Source organism: Pseudomonas sp. (assembly GCF_030698175.1).
Classification (GTDB): Bacteria; Pseudomonadota; Gammaproteobacteria; order Pseudomonadales; family Pseudomonadaceae; genus Aquipseudomonas.
In genome coordinates this window covers 19286-39269 of record NZ_JAUYNT010000010.1, presented here as the reverse complement: position 1 = coordinate 39269, position 19984 = coordinate 19286, and the positions used below count along the sequence as shown (strand labels likewise).

Genomic DNA, 19984 nt, shown 5'->3' with positions numbered 1-19984 from the left:
CCGCGTCCTCGCCTGTTTTGCCTTGCCTAACCTTCGCTCGCTACGTTTCACCCTGCCTGACAGTATCGGCTTTCTGTAGTTTTACTACATATTGACGTTCGAATCAGCTTTTTTGCTACATCTTTAGTAGTAAAACTACAAAATGATTGTGCCTTGCTGTGGTTGCTGCGACGCCGGTTCGCTAACCTTGGGCACACTAGCCAGAAGGATAGACCATGAGTTTGCCGCCGCTGATCCACCTGCCTGCCACTTTGCACGCCAGTCTGGCCCTGGCCGAGACCACTTGGCTGGCGGCGGTGTCGGCGCTGGAGGCTGATGCGCTGGCGCGCTGGCAGGCGTGGCCGGCCGCGCGTCAGGCGGCGTTTACCCGGGCCTTGGCGGTCAGTGAATTTGTCAGCGAGCAGGCCAGTCGTGACCCGCTGATGCTGCTGGCCCTGGCCGACTCTGGCGAGTTGGAGTGCAGCTTGGCGCCGAACGAATTGCGCGAGCAGTTGCAGGCAGCGCTGGCCGAATGCGCCGATGAGGAGGCGCTGGGCCGCTGTTTGCGTCGCCTGCGCAATCGTCAGCAGCTGCGGATTATCTGGCGTGAAGTCAATCGCCTGGCGGATTTACGCGAGACCTGTGGCGATCTGTCGGTGCTGGCCGAGGCCTGCATCGATCTGGCCTACGCCTGGCTGTACCCCCGCCATTGCCAGCAGTTCGGCACACCCATCGGTGCCCGTAGCGGTACGCCGCAGCAGATGGTGGTGCTGGGCATGGGCAAGCTCGGCGCCCATGAGTTGAACCTGTCTTCCGACATCGACCTGATTTTTGCCTACCCCGAAGGCGGCGAAACCCAGGGGATCAAGCGCCCGCTGGATAACCAGGAGTTTTTCATTCGCCTCGGTCAGCGGCTGATCAAGGCCCTGGATGCGATTACCGTCGATGGTTTTGTGTTCCGCGTCGATATGCGCCTGCGCCCATACGGCACCGGCGGCGCGCTGGTGCTGAGCTTTAACGCGCTGGAGCAGTACTACCAGGATCAGGGTCGTGACTGGGAACGCTACGCGATGATCAAGGCGCGGGTGGTGGCCGGCGACCAGCAGGCCGGCAAGCTGTTGCTGGAGATGCTAATGCCCTTTGTCTACCGGCGTTATCTGGACTTCTCCGCGATCGAAGCGCTGCGGGCGATGAAGCAGCTGATTCAGCAGGAAGTGCGGCGCAAAGGCATGGCCGACAATATCAAGCTGGGTTCCGGCGGCATTCGCGAAGTGGAATTTATCGCCCAGGCGTTCCAGCTGATCCACGGCGGTCGCGACCTCAGCTTGCAGCATCGGCCGCTGCTCAAGGTCTTGAGCGTGCTGGAAGGTCAGGGCTACTTGCCGCCGGCGGTGGTCGGCGAGTTGCGCGAAGGTTACGAGTTTTTGCGCTACACCGAGCACGCCCTGCAGGCGCTGGCCGACCGCCAGACCCAGATGCTGCCGGATGGCACGGCTGAGCGCGAGCGGGTGGCCTTTATCATGGGCTTTGCCGACTGGCCGAGTTTCCATCAGCAGTTGCTGTACTGGCGTGGCCGGGTCGATTGGCACTTTCGCCAGGTGATTGCCGACCCCGATGAAGTCGAGGGGGAGGAGGCGGTGGTCTGCGTCGGCGCCGAATGGTTGCCGCTGTGGGAAAGCTCGCTGGATGACGAGGCAGCTTGCCATCAGCTCAGTGAGGCCGGCTTTATTGATCCGCAGAGCACCTTGCAGCGGCTGGTGGGGTTGCGCAATGGCGGCCATGTGCGGGCCATGCAGCGCCTCGGCCGCGAACGCTTGGACGCTTTTATTCCACGGCTGCTAGCGCAGGCGGTGGAGCACGATCAGCCGGATCTGGTGCTCGAGCGGGTGCTGCCCTTGGTCGAGGCGGTGGTGCGCCGTTCGGCGTATTTATTGTTGCTGACGGAAAACCCCACCGCCCTGCAACGCTTATTGCGCCTCTGTGCGGCCAGCCCGTGGATTGCCGAGCAGATCACCCGCTTTCCTTTATTGCTCGATGAGCTGCTTAACGAGGGCCGCTTGTTCAAGCCGCCCTTGGCGCCCGAGTTGGCCGCCGAATTGCGCGAGCGGCTGATGCGCATCCCCGAGGAGGATCTGGAGCAGCAGATGGAGGCGCTGCGCAATTTCAAGCTGGCCCACCGCTTGCGCGTGGCTGCCTCGGAAATTGCCGGCACGCTGCCGCTGATGAAGGTCAGCGACTACCTGACCTGGCTGGCCGAAGCCATTCTCGAACAGGTGCTGGCCCTGTCTTGGCGCCAGACGGTGAGCAAGTACGGTGCGCCCAAGCGTATCGATGGCAGTCAGTGCGATCCGGATTTCATCATCGTCGGCTACGGCAAGGTCGGCGGCATCGAGCTGGGCCATGGCTCGGACCTGGATCTGGTGTTTATCCACGACGGCGACCCGCAGGCCGAGACCGATGGCGCCAAATCCATCGACGGCGCGCAGTTTTTCACTCGCCTGGGCCAGCGCATCATTCACCTGCTGACTGCGCAGACCAACTCCGGGCAGCTCTATGAAGTGGATATGCGCCTGCGCCCGTCCGGCGCAGCGGGCTTGCTGGTCAGCTCGCTGGGCGCCTTTGCCCGCTATCAGGAGGGCGAGGCCTGGACCTGGGAGCATCAGGCTTTGGTGCGGGCGCGGGTATTGGTCGGTTGTCCACGGGTCGGTGCCGGTTTTGAGGCGATTCGCGCCCAGGTGTTGGGCCGTAAGCGCGACCTCGATCAGCTGCGCCTGGAGGTCAGCGAGATGCGCGCCAAGATGCGCGCCGCCCTCGGCAGCCAGTCAACCGCCGCCGGCACCGCTGCCAATGCCTTCGAAGCCACGGCAACCTTCGATCTCAAGCAGGACGCCGGCGGTATCGTTGATATCGAATTTATGGTGCAATACGCGGCCCTGGCCTGGTCGTGCGAGCACCCAGAACTGCTGCGTTATACCGATAACATGCGCATTCTGGATGGTTTACAGCTGGTTGGTTTGCTCCCCGCGGCGGATGTAGCGCTGCTGCAAGAGGCTTATAAAGCCTATCGCGCGGCGGCCCATCGGCAAGCGTTGCAAAAACAGCCGGGGCTGGTGAGCGCCGAACAGTTTCAACCAGAGCGCCGCGCGGTAATGCGTATCTGGCACGAGTTGGGCTTGAACTGATTGATTCGGCGGGCTGCCGCGATGCGGCGTGTACACCCTACGTTTGATCAACCAATTGAATACTTGAGGAGCAGGCAACTATGTCGATGGCCGATCGTGATGGCGTTATCTGGTATGACGGTGAACTGGTGCCGTGGCGCGATGCCACCACCCACGTCTTAACCCATACCCTGCATTACGGCATGGGCGTGTTTGAAGGCGTGCGCGCCTACAACACCCCAGAAGGCACGGCTATTTTCCGCCTCGAAGCGCACACTGATCGGTTGTTCGACTCGGCGCACATCATGAACATGAAGATTCCTTTCACCAAGGAAGAGCTCAACGAAGCCACCCGCGCCGCCGTGCGTGAGAACAACCTGGAAAGCGCCTATATCCGCCCGATGGTGTTCTACGGATCGGAAGCCATGGGCCTGCGCGCCACCGGCCTGAAAGTCCGCGTGATAGTCGCGGCCTGGCATTGGGGCGCCTACATGGGTGAAGAGGCGCTGAAAACCGGGATTAAAGTGCGCACCAGCTCCTTTACCCGCCATCATGTGAATATTTCCATGACCCGCGCCAAGGCCAACGGCAACTACATCAACTCGATGTTGGCGCTGCAAGAAGCCATCTCCGGCGGCGCCGATGAGGCCATGCTGCTGGATACCGAAGGCTATGTGGCCGAGGGTTCGGGCGAGAACATTTTCCTGGTGCGCAATGGCGTGGTTTACACCCCGGAAGTGACCTCCTGCCTGAACGGCATCACCCGTAACACCATTTTGACGTTGGCCGCCGAGCTGGGCATTCAGGTGATCGAGAAGCGCATTACCCGCGACGAGGTGTATATCGCCGACGAGGCCTTCTTCACCGGCACCGCCGCCGAAGTCACGCCGATTCGCGAAGTCGATGGCCGGCAGATCGGCAGCGGCAGCCGTGGCCCGGTGACCGAGAAGCTGCAGAAGGCTTACTTCGATCTGGTCACCGGCCAGACCAGCGCCCACTCTGAATGGCGCACCCTGGTTAAATAAATTCTCCGCTGGCGTAGGGTGGACAACGCGCAGCTTGTCCACCGATTGGCCGGAATCCCCATTGGCCTGAATATCTGCGGTGGGCAACGCTTCGCGGTTGCCCACCCTACGGATTCGACATGAACATTCTGATCGTAGGCCCAAGCTGGGTCGGTGACATGGTGATGGCGCAGACACTGTTTCAGTGCCTGCAACAGCGCCATCCCGGTTGCGAGATCGATGTGCTGGCGCCTGAATGGAGTCGGCCGATTCTCGAGCGGATGCCCGAAGTGCGCCAGACCCTGAGCTTTCCGCTCGGCCATGGCGTGCTCGATATCGCCAGCCGCCGGCGCATCGGCAAAGGTCTGGCCGGTCAGTATGATCAGGCGATTTTACTGCCCAACTCGCTGAAATCCGCCTTGCTGCCCTGGTTCGCCGGCATCGCCAAACGCACCGGCTGGAAGGGGGAGATGCGCTACGGCCTGCTTAATGACCTGCGCAGCCTGGACAAAGAGCGTTACCCGCTGATGATCGAGCGCTTTATGGCGCTGGCCTTCGAACCGGGCGCCGAGCTGCCCAAACCCTATCCCCGCCCCGCCCTGAGCATCGATCCGCTGAGTCGTGACGCGGCCCTGGCCAAATTTGAGCTGGGTCTGGATCGGCCGGTGTTAGCCCTGTGCCCGGGCGCCGAGTTTGGCGAGGCCAAGCGCTGGCCGGCCGAGCATTATGCCAAGGTCGCCGAGCTGAAGATTCGCGCCGGCTGGCAGGTCTGGTTGTTTGGCTCGCAGAACGATCATCCCGGCGGTGAAGACATCCGCATGCGGCTGATTCCGGGCCTGCGCGAGGAGTGCGTAAATCTGTCTGGCGCTACTTCGCTGGCCGAGGCCATCGACCTGATGTCCTGCGCCACGGCGGTGGTCGCCAACGATTCCGGCCTGATGCACGTGGCCGCCGCCTTGAACCGGCCGCTGGTGGCGGTGTATGGCTCGACTTCGCCGCAGTTCACCCCGCCCCTGGCCGATCAGGTGGAAATCGTCCGCCTCGGCATCGAATGCAGCCCCTGTTTTGATCGCACCTGCCGCTTCGGGCACTACAACTGCCTGCGCGAACTGAAGCCGCGCCCGGTAATGGAAGCGCTGGACCGCCTGGTCAGCGATCCGGTTGAGGTGCAGTAGTTTGCGGGTACTGCTAATCAAGACCTCCTCTCTCGGCGATGTGATTCACAGCCTGCCGGCCCTGACTGACGCGGCGCGGGCGATCCCCGGTATTCAGTTCGACTGGGTGGTGGAAGAAGGCTTCGCCGAGATTCCCGCCTGGCACCCGGCCGTGGCCCAGGTGATTCCCGTGGCGTTGCGGCGCTGGCGCAAGAACCTCTGGCAGACGATTCGCAGCGGTGAATGGCAGCGCTTCAAACAGCGCCTGCAAACGACCGAATACGACCTGGTGATCGACGCCCAGGGTTTGCTGAAAAGCGCCCTGTTGACCCGCTACGTCAAGGCGCCGGTGGCCGGGCTGGATGCTCAATCCGCCCGCGAGCCCTTGGCCAGCCGTTTCTATGATCGCCCGCAAGCGGTGGCCTGGGGCCAACACGCGGTCGAGCGGGTGCGACAGTTGTTCGCCCAGGCGCTCGGTTATCCGCTGCCGTCGGGTGTCGGTGATTACGGTTTGAGTCGTGAGCGTTTGCTGGACGGTTCGCCTGGGCAGCCCTATGTGTTGTTTTTACATGGCACCACCTGGGCCAGCAAACACTGGCCGGAAGCCGACTGGCGCGCCCTGGCCGAACACCTCGATAGCCGTGGCCTAGCCGTGCGCCTGCCGTGGGGCAGCGAGCCTGAAAAGGCCCGGGCCGAGCGCATCGTTGCCGGTCTCCAGCACGCGGCCGTGCTGCCCAAACTGAATCTGCGTGGCGTGGCAGTGGTGATCGCCGGCGCCAGTGCCTGCGTGGCGGTGGATACCGGCCTCGGTCATCTGGCCGCGGCTCTGGATGTGCCGAGCATCTCGTTGTACGGACCCACCCTGCCGATCAAGGTCGGCGCCTACGGTCGCGGCCAGGTGCACCTGTGCGCCACAGGCCCGTTGGCCGGCGGCGGTGATCGCAACCAAGCCTGTTTCGACGGTTTGGATGCCGCCCGCGTGGCGCCCGAGCTAGACCGCTTGCTGGCCAGTTTGGAGAAGCACTGATGCAACTGGCTTTTATCCTCTACAAATATTTTCCCTACGGCGGCCTGCAGCGCGACTTTATGCGCATCGCCTTGGAGTGCCAGCAGCGTGGCCACGGCATTCGCGTCTATACGCCGATCTGGGAAGGTGAAGTGCCGGCCGGTTTCGAGGTGGTGGTGGTGCCGGTCAAGGCGCTGTTCAATCACCGCCGCAATGAAAAGCTCAGCGCCTGGATCAAACTCGACTTGGCCAAGCGCCCGGTGGATCGGGTGATAGGTTTTAACAAGATGCCGGGGCTGGATGTCTATTACGCCGCCGACGGCTGCTTCGAAGACAAGGCGCAAACCCTGCGCAATAGCCTGTATCGCCGTTGGGGCCGCTACAAGCATTTCGCCGACTACGAGCGGGCGGTGTTTGCCCACGAGTCTGCTACCTCCATCCTGATGATCTCCGAGGTGCAGCAGCCGCTGTTCGTCAAACACTACGGTACCCAGGCCGAGCGCTTCCATCTGCTGCCGCCGGGCATCACCCAGGACCGCCGCGCGCCGGCCAATGCCGCCGAGATTCGCGCCGAGTTCCGCCGTGAGTTCAAGCTCGGTGATGAGGATTTGCTGCTGGTGCAGATCGGCTCGGGCTTCAAGACCAAGGGCCTGGATCGCAGCCTCAAGGCGCTTGCTGCCTTGCCGCGCGAACTCAAGCAGCGCACCCGGCTGATCGCCATCGGCCAGGACGACCCTAAATCGTTTCTGCTGCAAATGGCGGCGCTGGGGATTAGCGATAGGGTCGAAATTCTCAAGGGTCGCAGCGATATTCCGCGCTTCTTGCTGGGCGCCGATTTGCTGATTCATCCGGCCTATAACGAAAACACCGGCACCGTGCTGCTGGAGGCTCTGGTGTCCGGCTTGCCAGTGCTGGTCAGCGCCGTGTGCGGCTACGCCCATTATGTTGCCGAGGCCGACTGCGGTCGGGTGCTGGCCGAGCCTTTTACCCAGGCTGAGCTTAATCAGCAGCTGGCGGCGATGCTCGCCGACGATGCTGTCCGTGCCCAATGGGGGGCGAATGGCCTGGCGTTCGCAGACGTGGCCGATCTGTATTCCATGCCGCAGCACGCGGCCGATGTGATTTTGGCGGAGCGGCCATGAAGTTGAAGTTGAGCGAGCCGTTTAAAAGCCTGTGGGCCGGGCGCGATGCCTTTGTCGCCGTGGAGGCTTTGCAAGGCCAGGTCTATCGCGAGCTGGAAGGTCGCCGCACGCTGCGCACCGAGGTCGCTGGCCGTGGCTATTTCGTCAAGATCCACCGCGGCATCGGCTGGGGCGAGATCATCAAGAATCTGCTCACCGCCAAGCTGCCGGTACTCGGCGCCGAGCAGGAATTGATCGCCATCGAGCGCTTGCGCGAAGTCGGCGTGCCGAGCATGACGGCGGTGGCCTTCGGCGCGCGCGGGCGCAATCCGGCGGCGCAGCATTCGTTTATTGTCACCGAAGAACTGGCGCCCACCGTCAGTCTGGAAGACTTTAGCCTCGACTGGGTCAAGCAACCGCCGCCGGTAAAACTCAAGCATGCGCTGATCGCCGAAGTGGCGAAGATGACCGGCAGCATGCACCGCGCCGGGGTCAATCACCGCGACTGTTATATCTGCCACTTCCTGCTGCACACCGATAAGCCGGTGACGGCGGACGATTTCAAGTTGTCGCTGATCGATCTGCACCGCGCCCAAAGCCGCCCGAGCATCAGCCGCCGCTGGCGCGACAAGGATCTGGCGGCGCTGTATTTCTCGGCGCTGGATATCGGCCTGACCCAGCGCGACAAGTTGCGCTTTGTTAAAGGTTATTTTGCCGCTGCTCAAGGCTCGTCCTCGTTGCGGCAGATTCTGCGCGATGAGGCGCGCCTGCTGGCCTGGCTGGAAGCCAAGGCAGCGAAACTCTATGAACGCAAACAGCGTTACGGGGATGCGCTCTGATGGCGGCGTGGAAACTGGCTGCCAATTACAGCGAGCTGGCGGCGGACTTCGGCAATTTGGAGGCGGTGTTTGCCTTGCAGGGCGCGCGTATCACCAAGGATGCCATCTCCGAAGTGATTCGGGTCGAGCGCGACGGCGTGCGTTATTACGTCAAGCGCTACCGCAGTGCCGGCAAGGGCTTGCGCCGTTACCTGGCGCGTACCCGGGTCACCAGCGAGTGCCGCAACCTCAAACGTTTTGCCAAATGGGACGTGCCGACCCCGCAGGTGGTGGCCGCCGGATTGGAGCGCAGCAAAGGCGCCTTCGTCCGTGGCGCGCTGATTACCCGTGAGTTGGTCGGCACCCAAGACCTGGCCGCGCTGGTGGATCGGCATGATCCACGCTTGCGCCAGGCCGAGTGGGTGCGTGGGGTCAGCCAGCAAGTGGCCGAGCTGACCCGCTGCCTGCATGACCATCACTTCACCCACAACGATTTGAAGTGGCGCAACTTGCTGGTCGATGAGGCCGGCAAGGTGTTTCTGATCGATTGCCCGTCCGGCAGTTTCTGGTGGGGGCCGGCGCTCAGTTATCGGATCATCAAGGATCTGGCCTGCCTGGATAAAGTCGCCAAGCAGCAATTGTCGCGCACCCAGCGCTTGCGCTTTTATCTGCAGTACCGCGGCCGTGCGCGCTTGAATGACTCGGACAAGAAGCGTCTGCGCAAGATCATTGGTTTTTTTGAGGGCCGCGAATGAGCGACTTTATTGCCGCCGAAGATCGGGCCCTGTTGGCCGAGTACCAACTCGACAGCTTCGAGGCCCTGTGGGCGCTTACGCTTCCAGCAGTGGACGAGCCCAACACCGAGCGCGGCGGCTACAGCACGGTGTCGCGGCTGCAGCTGGGCGAACACGGCTACTACCTCAAGCGCCAGACCAATCACTTGATTCGCAGCCTGCGCCATCCGTTTGGCGAGCCGACCTTTGCTCGTGAGCTGCGCAATATCGAGCATTACCGGCAGCTCGGCATCCCGGCCCTGCAGGCGGCATTTTTTGCCCAGCGCAAAATAGCCGGCAAGCAGTGCGCCATTTTGCTCACCCGCGCGCTAGACGGCTGGCAGGACCTGGAGCACTGGCTGCAGGACTGGAGTGAACACAGTGAAGGCCAGCGCCTAGCCATTGTGCAGGCGTGTGGCCAGCTGGCCCGGCGGCTGCACGCTGCGCGGCAGGTACATGGTTGCTTTTACCCCAAGCATATTTTCTTGCGTGAAGAGGCTAGCGGCTTCAGTGCGCAGTTGATCGACCTGGAAAAGACCCACTCGCTGCTGTTCGGTAAGCGTGACCGGATCAAGGATCTGGAGCCGCTGCTGCGCCGCGCGGGCAATTGGAGTGAGGCGGAAGTAAGTCAGTTGCTGCTGGCTTATGTCGGCGCGGGCGGCGATGTACCGGGCTGGCGGCAGCGGCTGGACGCGCGCCAGCAACACAAGGTTGCGCGGCGATGAAGCTTAGTTCTTCGATGCCTCTTGGCCAGCTGACCCATGCGGGCCGCACCCCAAAGTTGCCGCTGCACGTGCAACTGGAAGATGGCGCCGGTCCGGCCATTTTGACCCTGCAGACCCTGCTGCGGGTGCTGCCCGGTCAGCGCTATGTCGGTGTGGCGCAGTGGCGCGGTCGTACCGTGCTGGCCAAGTTGCTGGTGGGCAGCAAGGCCGCGCGACATTTTCAGCGTGAGCGTGACGGCGCCAAACTGTTGGCCGAGCAAGGCCTGGCTACCCCGCAGTTGCTCGCCGACGGCCTGCAAGAGAGCGAGGGCGGCTGGCTGCTGTTTGACTACCTAGACGGTTCGCAAAGCCTGGCCCAGGCCTGGCGTGAACTGGGCGCCGGCGAGCAGTTGACCGCGCCGCGCGAGGAGCTGCTGGGCAGCGCCCTGGCGATGGTGGCGCGGCTGCACAGCCGTGGCCTGTGGCAGGCCGATTTGCATCTGGACAACCTGCTGCAGCATCAGGGCCAGCTGTACCTGATCGATGGTGGCGGCGTGTTTGCGCAAACCCCAGGCCAGCCATTGGCGCTGGATAAGGTGCTGGAAAACCTCGGGGTATTGTTTGCCCAGTTGCCGCCGATGCCGGAGGCCGAGCTGGAACAATTGCTGGTGCATTACCTGCTGGCCAACAGCGAGCACGCCCTGCCGCTGGAGTTGCTGCTCAAGGAAGTGGCCAAGGTACGGCGCTGGCGCCTGCGCGATTACCTGAAAAAAGTCGGCCGCGATTGCAGCCTGTTCAGCGCCAAAGTCGGCGCCTTCGGCCTGCGGGTGGTGCGCCGCGAAACCGAGCCGCAGTTGCAGCCATTGCTGGCCGCCCCGGATGCCTATATCGAGCAAGGTTATCAATTTAAAGGTGGTGGCGCGGCGACCGTGGCGCGGGTCGAACTGAATGGCCAGCCGCTGCTGGTCAAACGCTACAACATCAAAGACCTGGCCCATTGGTTTAAGCGTTTTTGGCGCCCGAGCCGGGCCTGGCACAGCTGGCGCGAGGCCAATCGGCTGGAGTTGCTTGGCATCGCCACGCCCAAGCCGCTGGCCGTCTTGGAGCGGCGCTGGTGCTGGTTGCGCGGCCCGGCGTACCTGATTACCGAATATCTGCCCGGGCAAGATATAATCGCCCGCTTTGCGCCTTATCTCGCCAGTCAGCCGCCAGAAACAGAGCTGCTGGCGCTGGATAAGCTGTTTGCCGCCTTGCTGCGCGAGCGCATCAGCCATGGCGACTTCAAGGGCCATAACCTGCTCTGGCAGACCACCGGCGACTGCGGCCGCTGGGCGTTGATTGATTTGGATGCCATGCGCCAACACCGGCATGACAGCAGTTTCAAGCGTGCTTATGCACGGGATCGCACCCGATTTTTGCGCAACTGGCCGGCCGATTCGGCATTGCACCAGCTGCTCGACCAACGTTTACCGCAGGTGCCCAGCACCTGCCCTGAAAGAGGCTAAACCCTGTGGCATTGATCATTCTCGGCCTGTCCGGCGCCTTGAGCCATGACCCGTCTGCGGCCCTGTACATCGACGGCAAACTGGTTGCTGCAGTGGAAGAAGAGCGCTTCGTGCGCGACAAGCATGCCAAGCATCGCATGCCCTACGAGTCGGCCAAGTTCTGCCTGGAGCAAGCCGGGATCAAGCCGAGCGATGTCGATGTGGTGGCGATCCCGTTCGCGCCGATCAGCATTTTTGATAAGGCCCGTTGGCACTACGCCAAGCGCTACTGGTACGCCCCGGATCGCGCCCTGGATGCGATCCTGATGGGCAACCGCCGCTACAAGCGCTACCGCACCAAGATCAACTGGTGCCTGGAGCAGCTAGGTTTCGACCTGAAAAAGGTCAAGATCGAGGCGGTCGAGCACCATCTGGCGCACGCCGCCAGCGCCTACCATTGCTCCGGTTTTAAAGAGAAAACCGCGATCCTCGGCATCGACGGCAAGGGTGAGTACGCCACCACCTTCTTCGGCTACGGCGAGAACGGCAAGATCCACAAGATTAAGGAATTCTTCGATCCCGATTCCCTCGGCGGTCTGTACGGCGCGATCACCGAGTTCCTCGGTTTCGAGATGCTCGATGGCGAGTTCAAGGTCATGGGCATGGCGCCCTACGGCGACGCCAGCAAGTACGATTTCTCGCGTTTGGCCAAGTTTGAAAACGGCGAGCTGGTGATCAACACCGAATACGCCAACGTCATCGGCCTGCGCCGCTACAAAGAGAAAGGCAAAGGCTTCTACTTCACGCCCAAGCTGATCGAGTGGCTGGGGCCGAAGCGCGAAGGCGATATTGCCGACGATCCGTACATTCATTACGCCGCCAGCATGCAAGCGCTGTTCGAAAAGTTGGCGCTGCAGATGATGGATTACTACCTCGGTGACATCCTCAAGGAAACCGGCAAGCTGGTGTTCGCCGGCGGTTGCGCGCTGAACGTCAAGCTTAACCAGAAGATCATTGCCCGCCCGGAAGTCAAAGAGCTGTTCGTCCAGCCGGCCTCCGGTGACGCCGGTACCGCAGTCGGCGCCGCCGCTTTTATTTCGCACAAGCGCGGCGTGCCGGTGGAGAAGATGGAGCACGTCTATCTCGGCCCTGAATACAGCAACGAAGACGTGATCGCCGCCTGCGCCCGCCACGCCCATAAGCCGCAGTGGACGCAGATCGACAACATGCCGCAACGCATCGCCCAAATCATGGTCGCCGGCAATCCGGTGGCCTGGTTCCAGGGGCGTATGGAGTTCGGCCCGCGGGCGCTGGGTGGTCGTTCGATTATCGGCTGCCCAAGCGTGCCGGGCGTGGCTGATCGGATCAACGCGCAGATCAAGTTCCGCGAGCGCTGGAGGCCCTTCTGCCCGTCGATGCTCGACACAGTCGCGCCGCAGATGTTCAAGATCGATCACCCGAGCCCGTTTATGACCTTCACCTTCGAGGTGAATGACGAGTGGAAGCAACGCGTCGGCGAAGTAGTGCACGAAGACGGCACCTCCCGCGCCCAGGTGCTCAAGCGCGAATACAACCCGCGCTACTACGACATGATGCTGGAGCTGGAGAAACTCACCGGCAACGGCGTGTCGCTCAACACCTCGCTGAACCGCCGTGGCGAAGCGATGATCTGCTCACCAACCGATGCGCTGGACATGTTCTTCGGCTCGGACCTTGAGTACCTGATCATGCAGGATATCCTGGTGGTCAAGGAGTAACACGGGCATGACGGTCGGAGCGAATGAAGGAACATTGCATCCAATTACAACGGCCGTGGTCGATCGATCCGACTGCCATGTCGCCGTAGTGCCGTCGCTTGGCTTGGGCGATAGCCTGATCTATCTGATAGTGGCGAATAATCTGGCGCGAGCGGGCTATAGCGTCACGCTGCTGAGCAACCACTTGGCGCATTTCGCGCAGTGGTTGCCGAATATTCGCGTCTTGCCTTTCCCCCGGCCCGAGCAGACGCAAGCGCTGGCCGACACCTATGATCTGGTGCTGTCAGATTGTGGTGGGATAGTCGCGAGCCTCAAGCAGGATCCAGCCGATTTAGCTCAACACTTTGTCTTTGTCGGCACCTTACGCGTCCATCCGGACTACCTGCAGGATCACCGCGAGCGCCTAGCCGCGCGCTTAGGTCCTGCTAAGGCCGGGCTGCTACGCGAACTGGCCAGCTGCGCCGGGCCGATTCGTACCCTCAATGACGATAGCCTGAGCATGGTTGAGCAGGCTGTCGTGTTTTGCCAAAGCAAGTTAGCTATCGCCAATGCGGTGGCAGAGGTCGGTTTCGTGGCACCGCCAACCTTAGTGGCGCGACGACATCGGCAGCGCGTCATGCTGCATCCGACCTCTTACAACGTGAAGAAGAACTGGCCCTATGAAAAATACCTGCGCCTCGCGCGCCGCTTGAAACAGCAAGGGTTTGATCCGCAGTTCGTATTATCACCCAAGGAAAGGGCTGAATGGGCACCGCGTTTCGAGGCGGAGTTCGCCGTCCCACAATTCGCCAATGCCCAAGAGTTGGCCGCCTATCTCTATGAGTCGGGCTACGTGATTGGCAATGATTCTGGGGTGGGGCATTTGGCCTCGGCCTTGGGGGTGCCGGTGCTGACGATCTATCGCAAGCGCCGAGATGGTTTCTGCTGGCGGCCGGGTTGGGGTCGCAATAAAGTCGTGCGGCCATATATCTCGATGGGTGCAATCAAGCATGCCTGGATGGTTTTTCTCAGCGTTTCCCGCGTCGAGAGGGCGTTCAAAAAGTTTGTTGCCCTGCACGAAGTGGCTATCTGATGAGCGATACGCCCGTTGCCGCCGAGCCCCTTATTTCCATCATCATTCCGGCCTATAACTACGCCCAACTGTTGCCGCGAGTACTGAGCTCGGTGCTGGCGCAGTGGGCGGAAGATATTGAGCTGCTGGTGGTCAATGATGGCTCGCGAGATAACACCGCCGAGGTCTTGGCCACTTATCAGCTAGCGCAGCAGGCGCACCATCCACAGCTGCAGGTGGTGCATCAGGCCAATGCCGGCGCAGCCGCGGCGCGCAACCACGGCATTCGCCTGGCCCGCGGGCGCTACGCCTTGCTGCTGGACGCCGATGATGAATTGCTACCCACGGCGTTGGATACCCTGCGCGAGGTAGTGACGAGCAACCCGCAGGCTGGCCTGGTGCTAGGGGCGCAGCTGTCGGTCTCTACAGATGGCCGCGAGCGCCTGCGCTTGCCCACCCCGGCCAGCGGCACGCCACGGCAGCTGATCCAGCGCTATCTGCTGGACAAGAAAATCTCCATTTCGCACTGCTGCACGCTGTTTCGCCGCGATCTGCTGCTGCAACGGCCGTACCCGGAAAGCTTGCGCAGCGGTGAAGATATAGCGGTATTTGCCTACCTACTGGTCAGCGCCCCGGTGGCCCTGACCAATCAGCCGCTGGCACGCATCTACAAACACGCCGACAGCCTGCGGCATAACCGCGCCGACGAAGAGGCGGTGGCCCAGGGCATGTTGCGTGAAGTGTTCGCCAGCTTGCCGGCCGAATGCCAGCCGCTGCGCCAGCGCTATGAGGCGCAGCGTTATCTGTCGCTGTTTCGCGCGGCCTTGCTGGATGGCGATCAGGCCTGTGCGCGGCGTTACTATCGCCATGCATTGAGGCTCAGCCCATTGCAGGCGCTGCGCTGGAGTTATCTGAAAAAAGCCCTGCGTCTCGGTTTGGGGCTGGCCTGATGCGGGTGCTATTGCTGACCGCGGCGCAGCGCCTACCGGATCTGAGCACCCTGTATGCCGAGCTGGCCCAGCACCACAGCCTCGAAGTGCTGCGGCTGGAGAAGAAACCGCAGCGCAATTTGTGCAAATCCCTGGCCCATCTAAATCTGGCCAGTTTCGAGCGGATAGTCCTGGATCTGCCGTTCAAGAATATCTACCGCCAGACTCGCTATCTGGCGCGGCTCAGTGGATTGTTGATTTACGAAGAAGATGCCTGCCAGAACTACCTGAGCAACTCGCGCTGGCACGGCGCCTTCAGCCAGTTCTATCGGCGCTTGCCCCAGGCGCGGATCTTGGTGACAGGCGCCAGCGTGGCCGCGCAGCTGCGGGCGGAAGGTTTTGCCGTGAGCTTTGCGCCCAAGGGCTACGACCCGGCGCGGCAGTTTTTGCAGCCAGAGGCGGCTGATCTCCAGCGGCGCGAGATTGAGCTGGGGTTTATCGGCCGCACCGCCAGCGCCGCCTATGCCGGGCGCAAAGCGCTGCTGGAGCAGCTGGCCGCCAGCGAGCCATTGCAATTGCTGCGCACCGAGCCGGGCGAGGCCTACCGGCAGATGCTCAATCGGATTCGGCTGTTTATCAGCGCTGATGTTGGACTGGGCGAGTACATGGCCAAGAATTTCGAGGCCATGGCCTGTGGCTGTGTGCTGCTGGCCTGGCGTCAAGGCTGCGAAGAGTCGGCCATTGGCCTGCGCGATGGCGAACATCTGCTGCTGTACAGCAACCTGGCCGAGTTGCGTGGGCATATAGCTTCGTTGCGCAGCGATCCTGCGCGGGCGCAGCGGATTGCCGATGCCGGCCGCGCCTTTGTCGAAGCCCGGTTAAGTTATCCGCATCTAGCCGTGCGGATGGCCGCGCTGTTGGCTGAACCTTGGCCGCTAGTCGCGCCGCTCACTGGCTGGCGCGCCTTATGCCAGCGTCTTGGATTTATTTGAAAGGGTTGTTATGAGCGAGTCGAATATGGGTGCTGGCAGCGGCGAGCAACCTTTGGTCAGCGTGATTATCGCCTCCTACAATCACGGGCCCTATATCGAGGCCAGCATCGCCAGCGTACTGGCGCAAACCTACGGCAATATCGAGTTGCTGGTGGTGGATGACGGCTCCAGCGATGACAGCGTCGAACGCATTCAGCGTCTGCAGCAGCTGCATGGTTTTGACTTTATCGTGCAGAAAAACCAGGGGCTGTCGCGCACCTTGAATGACAGTATCGCTCGGGTTCGCGGTGATCTGATTGTGTCCTTTGGCTCGGACGATGTGATGTTGCCGCAGCGCTTGGCATTGCAAGTGGCCTATCTGCAGGGCAAGCCGGAGGTGGGTATTTGCGCCGGCAATATCGAGGAGATTGACGCGGCCGGTAACTCCCGAGGTGCGCCTCGGGAGCTGCAACTGCGGCGCCTGGATTTCGACGATGTGTTTCTCAATCGTAAAGCCGGAGCGCCGGCACCGACCCTGATGTTTCGCCGCGAGGCCCTGGCGAAAGTTGGCGGTTTCGATCCGCAGATTCGTTTGGAAGACTTGCTGATTCAGCTGAAGATTACCCGTGCCGGCTACTTCGTCGATATCCTCGGCGAGGTGCTGGCGCAGTACCGGGTGCATGGCAGCAACACCTACAAGAACTACCGCTTTATGGTCGACAACGTCCTGCGCACCTATGCGCAGTTCAGCGATCATCCGGCTTACGGGCAGGTGTGCAATAGCTTTCGCAATTCGATGCTGCTCAAGTGCGCGCGGCAAGACAAAGCGCTAGCGTGGGGGCTGTTGCGGCAGATTCCTTGGCGCTTCTGGAATGGCAAAACATTGCGCGGTTTTTTACGCCTGCTCCTGAGTGGATGGCCACGGGCTGGCGTCATTAAGTGGGGAAGCTGAGTTGAGTCAGGTTGATTTGGTTTCGGTCATAATCCCTAGCTACAACTATGGAGCCTATCTCGCAGATACCATTGCGAGCCTCCAGTCGCAAGACTATAAACACTGGGAAGCGATTGTCGTTGATGATGGTTCTACCGATGATACGGCGGCTCAAGTAGCAGTTTTGGCGCAACAAGATGCCCGGGTTATCTATATACACCAGCACAATCAGGGTGTATCCACTGCGCGCAACGCTGGTATAGCGCGGGCGCGGGGCGAGTTCGTGTTGTTTCTCGATGCCGATGATCTGCTCTCGCCCTCAAAGTTGCATGCCCATATTGAGCACTTCCGGCGTTGCGCGGCCGTGGATATTTCTTATTCGAAATTCCGTTATTTTTCAGATGCTAACCCGGATGAGTTGTTCACCAATTATCGACTGGATTCGCTACGAGAGTGGAGTCGCTCAATTACCGGCTACGGGGAAGAGGCTTTTCCTGTGTTTATTCGCAAGAATAATTTGCCACTTCCTGCCGCTATGTTTCGGCGCGCCTTGCTGCAGCGGGTCGGTTATTTTGACTCGGACATGCGGGCACTGGAAGATTGGGATTATTTTTTGCGCTGCATTCTGCGGGGAGCTTGTATGGCTGGTGTGGATGAATCAGCAGCTATGGTTTTGATACGGGTGCATTCAGGAAGTGCCACCCGGAATATAGCGTTTGTTGAATATATGGAGCGTGTATACGAGAATGTCCGAATTGAAATCGCTCGTTTACGTGTGCTTGGTAACGAAGGGGCTGCTGATTCTTATACCGGATTTCTGCAAGACACGCTAATTGATCTGGGTCGTAGGCGTGCTCGACGGGATCGGAAAATTAGGCAGCAGAAAATTATGGATAGCATTCGAGATGCTGGTGTTTTTGATTTTATCGAACTATATCCGGTGATCAAGAAATGGCGTTTTAGATTTTTAGAAGCGTATTTCAGAGTTTTTTTCGAGAAGATTACCGCCATTTTCTGGTGGTGGCATTGATTTTTCGTAAGTGAATGGTTTCGGTCTCTAAGGCCGGAAGCTGTCCGCGAATCCCTCTTTCCCCTTCTTTTGCTAATTTTTTGGCTATGGTTTTTTAATTTTCTTTTGATTTGGAGATTGCATTTTGAGTGGGTTATCTAAAGAGGCGTGCATAATTAATGTGATTTATTTCGGATTTTTTATTCTTTTTTGTGCACCATGGATACTGTCTAGTAATACCCCCTATCAGAAATTGATAATTGCATTTGTTTGGATTCCTGCTTTGGTGCATGTGTGCTGTTTTTCTTCGCGTTATAAATCGCTGAGTCGTAGCGGGGCGAGTCTTTATTTTTTGGCTGCGACGTGGTTTTTGTTTGTGGTTGTCATGCATTTTCGAGGCGTGGGCGATTTGCGTGAACTCAAAATTCCATTCTATATCGGATTGACCCTGCTTGGTTTTTTCGCAATTGCAGAAGCAGATATAGATAAAGTTAAACGGCTCTTGTTATTTTCCGCTATTGTCGGTGGTTTCGGCGCCTGGGCTTCCTGGATATTTTTCTATTTGGTTGAAGGGAAGGCGCTATTGTCTCGGCATCCAGCTATTGGCTTGTGGAATGTGGTGATTCCTGCCGCTCAAGCAATCGGCGCATTAATGCTGCTGGCCGTATGTCTTGGGCTAAGAGAAACCGTTCGTCCATTGTTACGCGTCTCTCTGATCATTTCTTTGGCAGGCTATTGTGTGTTCTTGATTTCAAATCAAACCCGTGGGGTTTGGATTGCTCTGCTTTCGGCTTTTGTCGTGGCTGTTTTATTGTTACGTAATCGACGTGTGTATTTTTTGCTTGGAGCGGGTGTTGCTATGCTAGTCTTTGTGTACTTCTTGAATGAGAATGTTTTTCTTGCTAGGGGGGGGTCATATAGGTCTGAGTTGTGGAAGGGCGGGTTAATGCATGCTTTTGATAATCTTCTAATTGGTGTGGGGTTCGAGGAGGTTAGGATTAGTATAGGGTCTGCAGGTGTGGTTTCTTATCATCCACATAATATGTTTATTGATATAATGGTGCGCTTTGGTCTTGTCGGGCTGCTTTCTTGGCTTTCACTTTGGGGTTGGGCTATTGCTAGGGCGTATCGGTTTCGATCTACAGGCTTGGGGCAGGCGGCGCTTGTTTTGCTGGTTTACTCAAGTGTCGTCGTGTTGACTGATGGTATTGCTCAATGGGTAAAGCCCAATCCGGGGTGGTTTGTAACCTGGTTGCCACTGGCTTTAGTTTTTGCACTCGGTAGCGATAAAGAAAAACTATTGCCTGAAATTCGAGCTGATCAGAAGTGAAGTTTTCCCTGGTCAGGGGCTACGCATGCTGATCGACTATCTGGATTAAGGCAGATAGTTCCATTTGCAATTGGCTATGGGTTAAATAGCTGTCAAAAAAACCATTAGGTTTCAATGGGGCTGAAAGCAGCCACTGCTTATCGATGCTGTAGCGGAGCATGTGCTGAAAATTACGTACGCGCTGTCCTTTGTGCAGTGGCCTACGTAAGAATTTCATGTCAGCTATATCAATAAGTCCGAAGGTGTTCTCGGGTGTGAGAACAATATTGCCTAAATGCAGCGAGCGGAAGTAGATGCCGCATGCATGCAGTTTTGCCACGAACTCTCCAAGTTGGGCGCGTAAACTTTCGATGCCAATCTCCTGTTGGATAAGCTGGCGTAAGGTTTGCCCTGGTAACGGTGCATAGTGAACTGCATCACGTTCAATGGATGCTATTCGGTAGAGCTCGATGATCTCCGGGCAGGGGATTCCTCTGGTTTGGAGTGCCTTGGTATTGTCCGCGAAGCGCTGAGCGTAAGGCCAGATTGCCGCAGATGAGAGTAGGCGTTTTCGGCGGAACAGCTTTAGATAGGCGCCGTCAGGCAGTCGCAGAACTTTATCGCCATGGCTATCCGCCTCAAGGACTTCAGCGCCTTCGCGAAGTGCCAAGTAGGCGCTGTGTTCGAGTGCTTGCATGGGCGTCCCTCTCTTCGAAAACGGCTATCTTACCTGCAGACCACCCAAATCAGCCACGCGGAACCATGCACGGCGCTTGAGTTGTTAAAAAGAGCCCTGTGTTAGCATAGGGCTACATTTTTCGAT

The 19984-nt window shown here is 59.6% G+C and carries 17 protein-coding genes; 16 read left to right on the top strand and 1 reads right to left on the bottom strand.

The features are described 5' to 3' along the window. Nucleotides 1-215 precede the first annotated feature (215 nt). From glnE to Q8R10_RS04540, 16 genes are all read left to right on the top strand, one after another. Nucleotides 216-3161, top strand: coding sequence for a bifunctional [glutamate--ammonia ligase]-adenylyl-L-tyrosine phosphorylase/[glutamate--ammonia-ligase] adenylyltransferase (gene glnE / locus Q8R10_RS04615; RefSeq protein WP_305651452.1), 2946 nt, complete (start codon nucleotides 216-218; stop codon nucleotides 3159-3161). Nucleotides 3162-3241: 80 nt separating this feature from the next. Next, entirely contained in the window at nucleotides 3242-4165 is a 924-nt protein-coding gene (locus tag Q8R10_RS04610) for a branched-chain amino acid transaminase (RefSeq protein ID WP_305651450.1), read from the top strand. Between the two features lie 119 nt (nucleotides 4166-4284). Continuing rightward, nucleotides 4285-5319, top strand: a complete 1035-nt coding sequence (gene waaF / locus Q8R10_RS04605) for a lipopolysaccharide heptosyltransferase II (protein WP_305651448.1) — start codon at nucleotides 4285-4287, stop codon at nucleotides 5317-5319. Between the two features lies 1 nt (nucleotide 5320). Beyond that, nucleotides 5321-6325, top strand: coding sequence for a lipopolysaccharide heptosyltransferase I (gene waaC / locus Q8R10_RS04600; RefSeq protein WP_305651447.1), 1005 nt, complete (start codon nucleotides 5321-5323; stop codon nucleotides 6323-6325). Beyond that, on the top strand, nucleotides 6325-7446 hold the full coding sequence (locus tag Q8R10_RS04595; protein ID WP_305651446.1) for a glycosyltransferase family 4 protein: 1122 nt from the start codon (nucleotides 6325-6327) through the stop codon (nucleotides 7444-7446). The genes waaC and Q8R10_RS04595 overlap by 1 nt, the downstream gene beginning before the upstream one ends. Next, nucleotides 7443-8264 (top strand): lipopolysaccharide core heptose(I) kinase RfaP, encoded by an 822-nt coding sequence (rfaP, locus tag Q8R10_RS04590; RefSeq protein ID WP_305651444.1) that lies wholly within the window; start codon nucleotides 7443-7445, stop codon nucleotides 8262-8264. The genes Q8R10_RS04595 and rfaP overlap by 4 nt, the downstream gene beginning before the upstream one ends. Next, nucleotides 8264-8998, top strand: a complete 735-nt coding sequence (locus Q8R10_RS04585; RefSeq protein WP_305651443.1) for a lipopolysaccharide kinase InaA family protein — start codon at nucleotides 8264-8266, stop codon at nucleotides 8996-8998. Before rfaP ends, Q8R10_RS04585 begins: the two co-directional genes overlap by 1 nt. Further along, entirely contained in the window at nucleotides 8995-9741 is a 747-nt protein-coding gene (locus tag Q8R10_RS04580) for a lipopolysaccharide kinase InaA family protein (protein ID WP_305651442.1), read from the top strand. The genes Q8R10_RS04585 and Q8R10_RS04580 overlap by 4 nt, the downstream gene beginning before the upstream one ends. A gap of 14 nt (nucleotides 9742-9755) precedes the next feature. Next, the gene (locus tag Q8R10_RS04575) at nucleotides 9756-11225 is read left to right on the top strand and encodes a lipopolysaccharide kinase InaA family protein (protein WP_305651695.1); all 1470 of its coding nucleotides are present in this window, start codon (nucleotides 9756-9758) and stop codon (nucleotides 11223-11225) included. Nucleotides 11226-11230: 5 nt separating this feature from the next. Beyond that, nucleotides 11231-12961 (top strand): carbamoyltransferase, encoded by a 1731-nt coding sequence (locus tag Q8R10_RS04570; protein ID WP_305651441.1) that lies wholly within the window; start codon nucleotides 11231-11233, stop codon nucleotides 12959-12961. Between the two features lie 7 nt (nucleotides 12962-12968). Further along, nucleotides 12969-14033: a glycosyltransferase family 9 protein gene (locus Q8R10_RS04565; RefSeq protein WP_305651439.1), complete on the top strand. Its 1065-nt coding sequence runs from the start codon at nucleotides 12969-12971 to the stop codon at nucleotides 14031-14033. Then, nucleotides 14033-14962 carry a glycosyltransferase family 2 protein gene (locus tag Q8R10_RS04560; protein ID WP_305651437.1) on the top strand — a complete coding sequence of 310 codons (930 nt, stop codon included), beginning with the start codon at nucleotides 14033-14035 and terminating at the stop codon, nucleotides 14960-14962. The genes Q8R10_RS04565 and Q8R10_RS04560 overlap by 1 nt, the downstream gene beginning before the upstream one ends. Then, nucleotides 14962-15933 (top strand): glycosyltransferase, encoded by a 972-nt coding sequence (locus Q8R10_RS04555; protein WP_305651435.1) that lies wholly within the window; start codon nucleotides 14962-14964, stop codon nucleotides 15931-15933. Before Q8R10_RS04560 ends, Q8R10_RS04555 begins: the two co-directional genes overlap by 1 nt. Before the next feature lie 10 nt (nucleotides 15934-15943). Further along, the gene (locus tag Q8R10_RS04550) at nucleotides 15944-16864 is read left to right on the top strand and encodes a glycosyltransferase (RefSeq protein ID WP_305651433.1); all 921 of its coding nucleotides are present in this window, start codon (nucleotides 15944-15946) and stop codon (nucleotides 16862-16864) included. 1 nt (nucleotide 16865) lies between these two features. Continuing rightward, nucleotides 16866-17873 carry a glycosyltransferase gene (locus Q8R10_RS04545; RefSeq protein ID WP_305651431.1) on the top strand — a complete coding sequence of 336 codons (1008 nt, stop codon included), beginning with the start codon at nucleotides 16866-16868 and terminating at the stop codon, nucleotides 17871-17873. A gap of 124 nt (nucleotides 17874-17997) precedes the next feature. Continuing rightward, nucleotides 17998-19182, top strand: a complete 1185-nt coding sequence (locus Q8R10_RS04540) for an O-antigen ligase (RefSeq protein ID WP_305651430.1) — start codon at nucleotides 17998-18000, stop codon at nucleotides 19180-19182. A 19-nt stretch (nucleotides 19183-19201) separates the two neighbouring features. Here the strand turns inward: Q8R10_RS04540 and Q8R10_RS04535 are convergent, their stop codons facing one another. After that, the gene (locus Q8R10_RS04535; protein ID WP_305651428.1) at nucleotides 19202-19858 is read right to left on the bottom strand and encodes a toluene tolerance protein; all 657 of its coding nucleotides are present in this window, start codon (nucleotides 19856-19858) and stop codon (nucleotides 19202-19204) included. Nucleotides 19859-19984 lie beyond the last annotated feature (126 nt).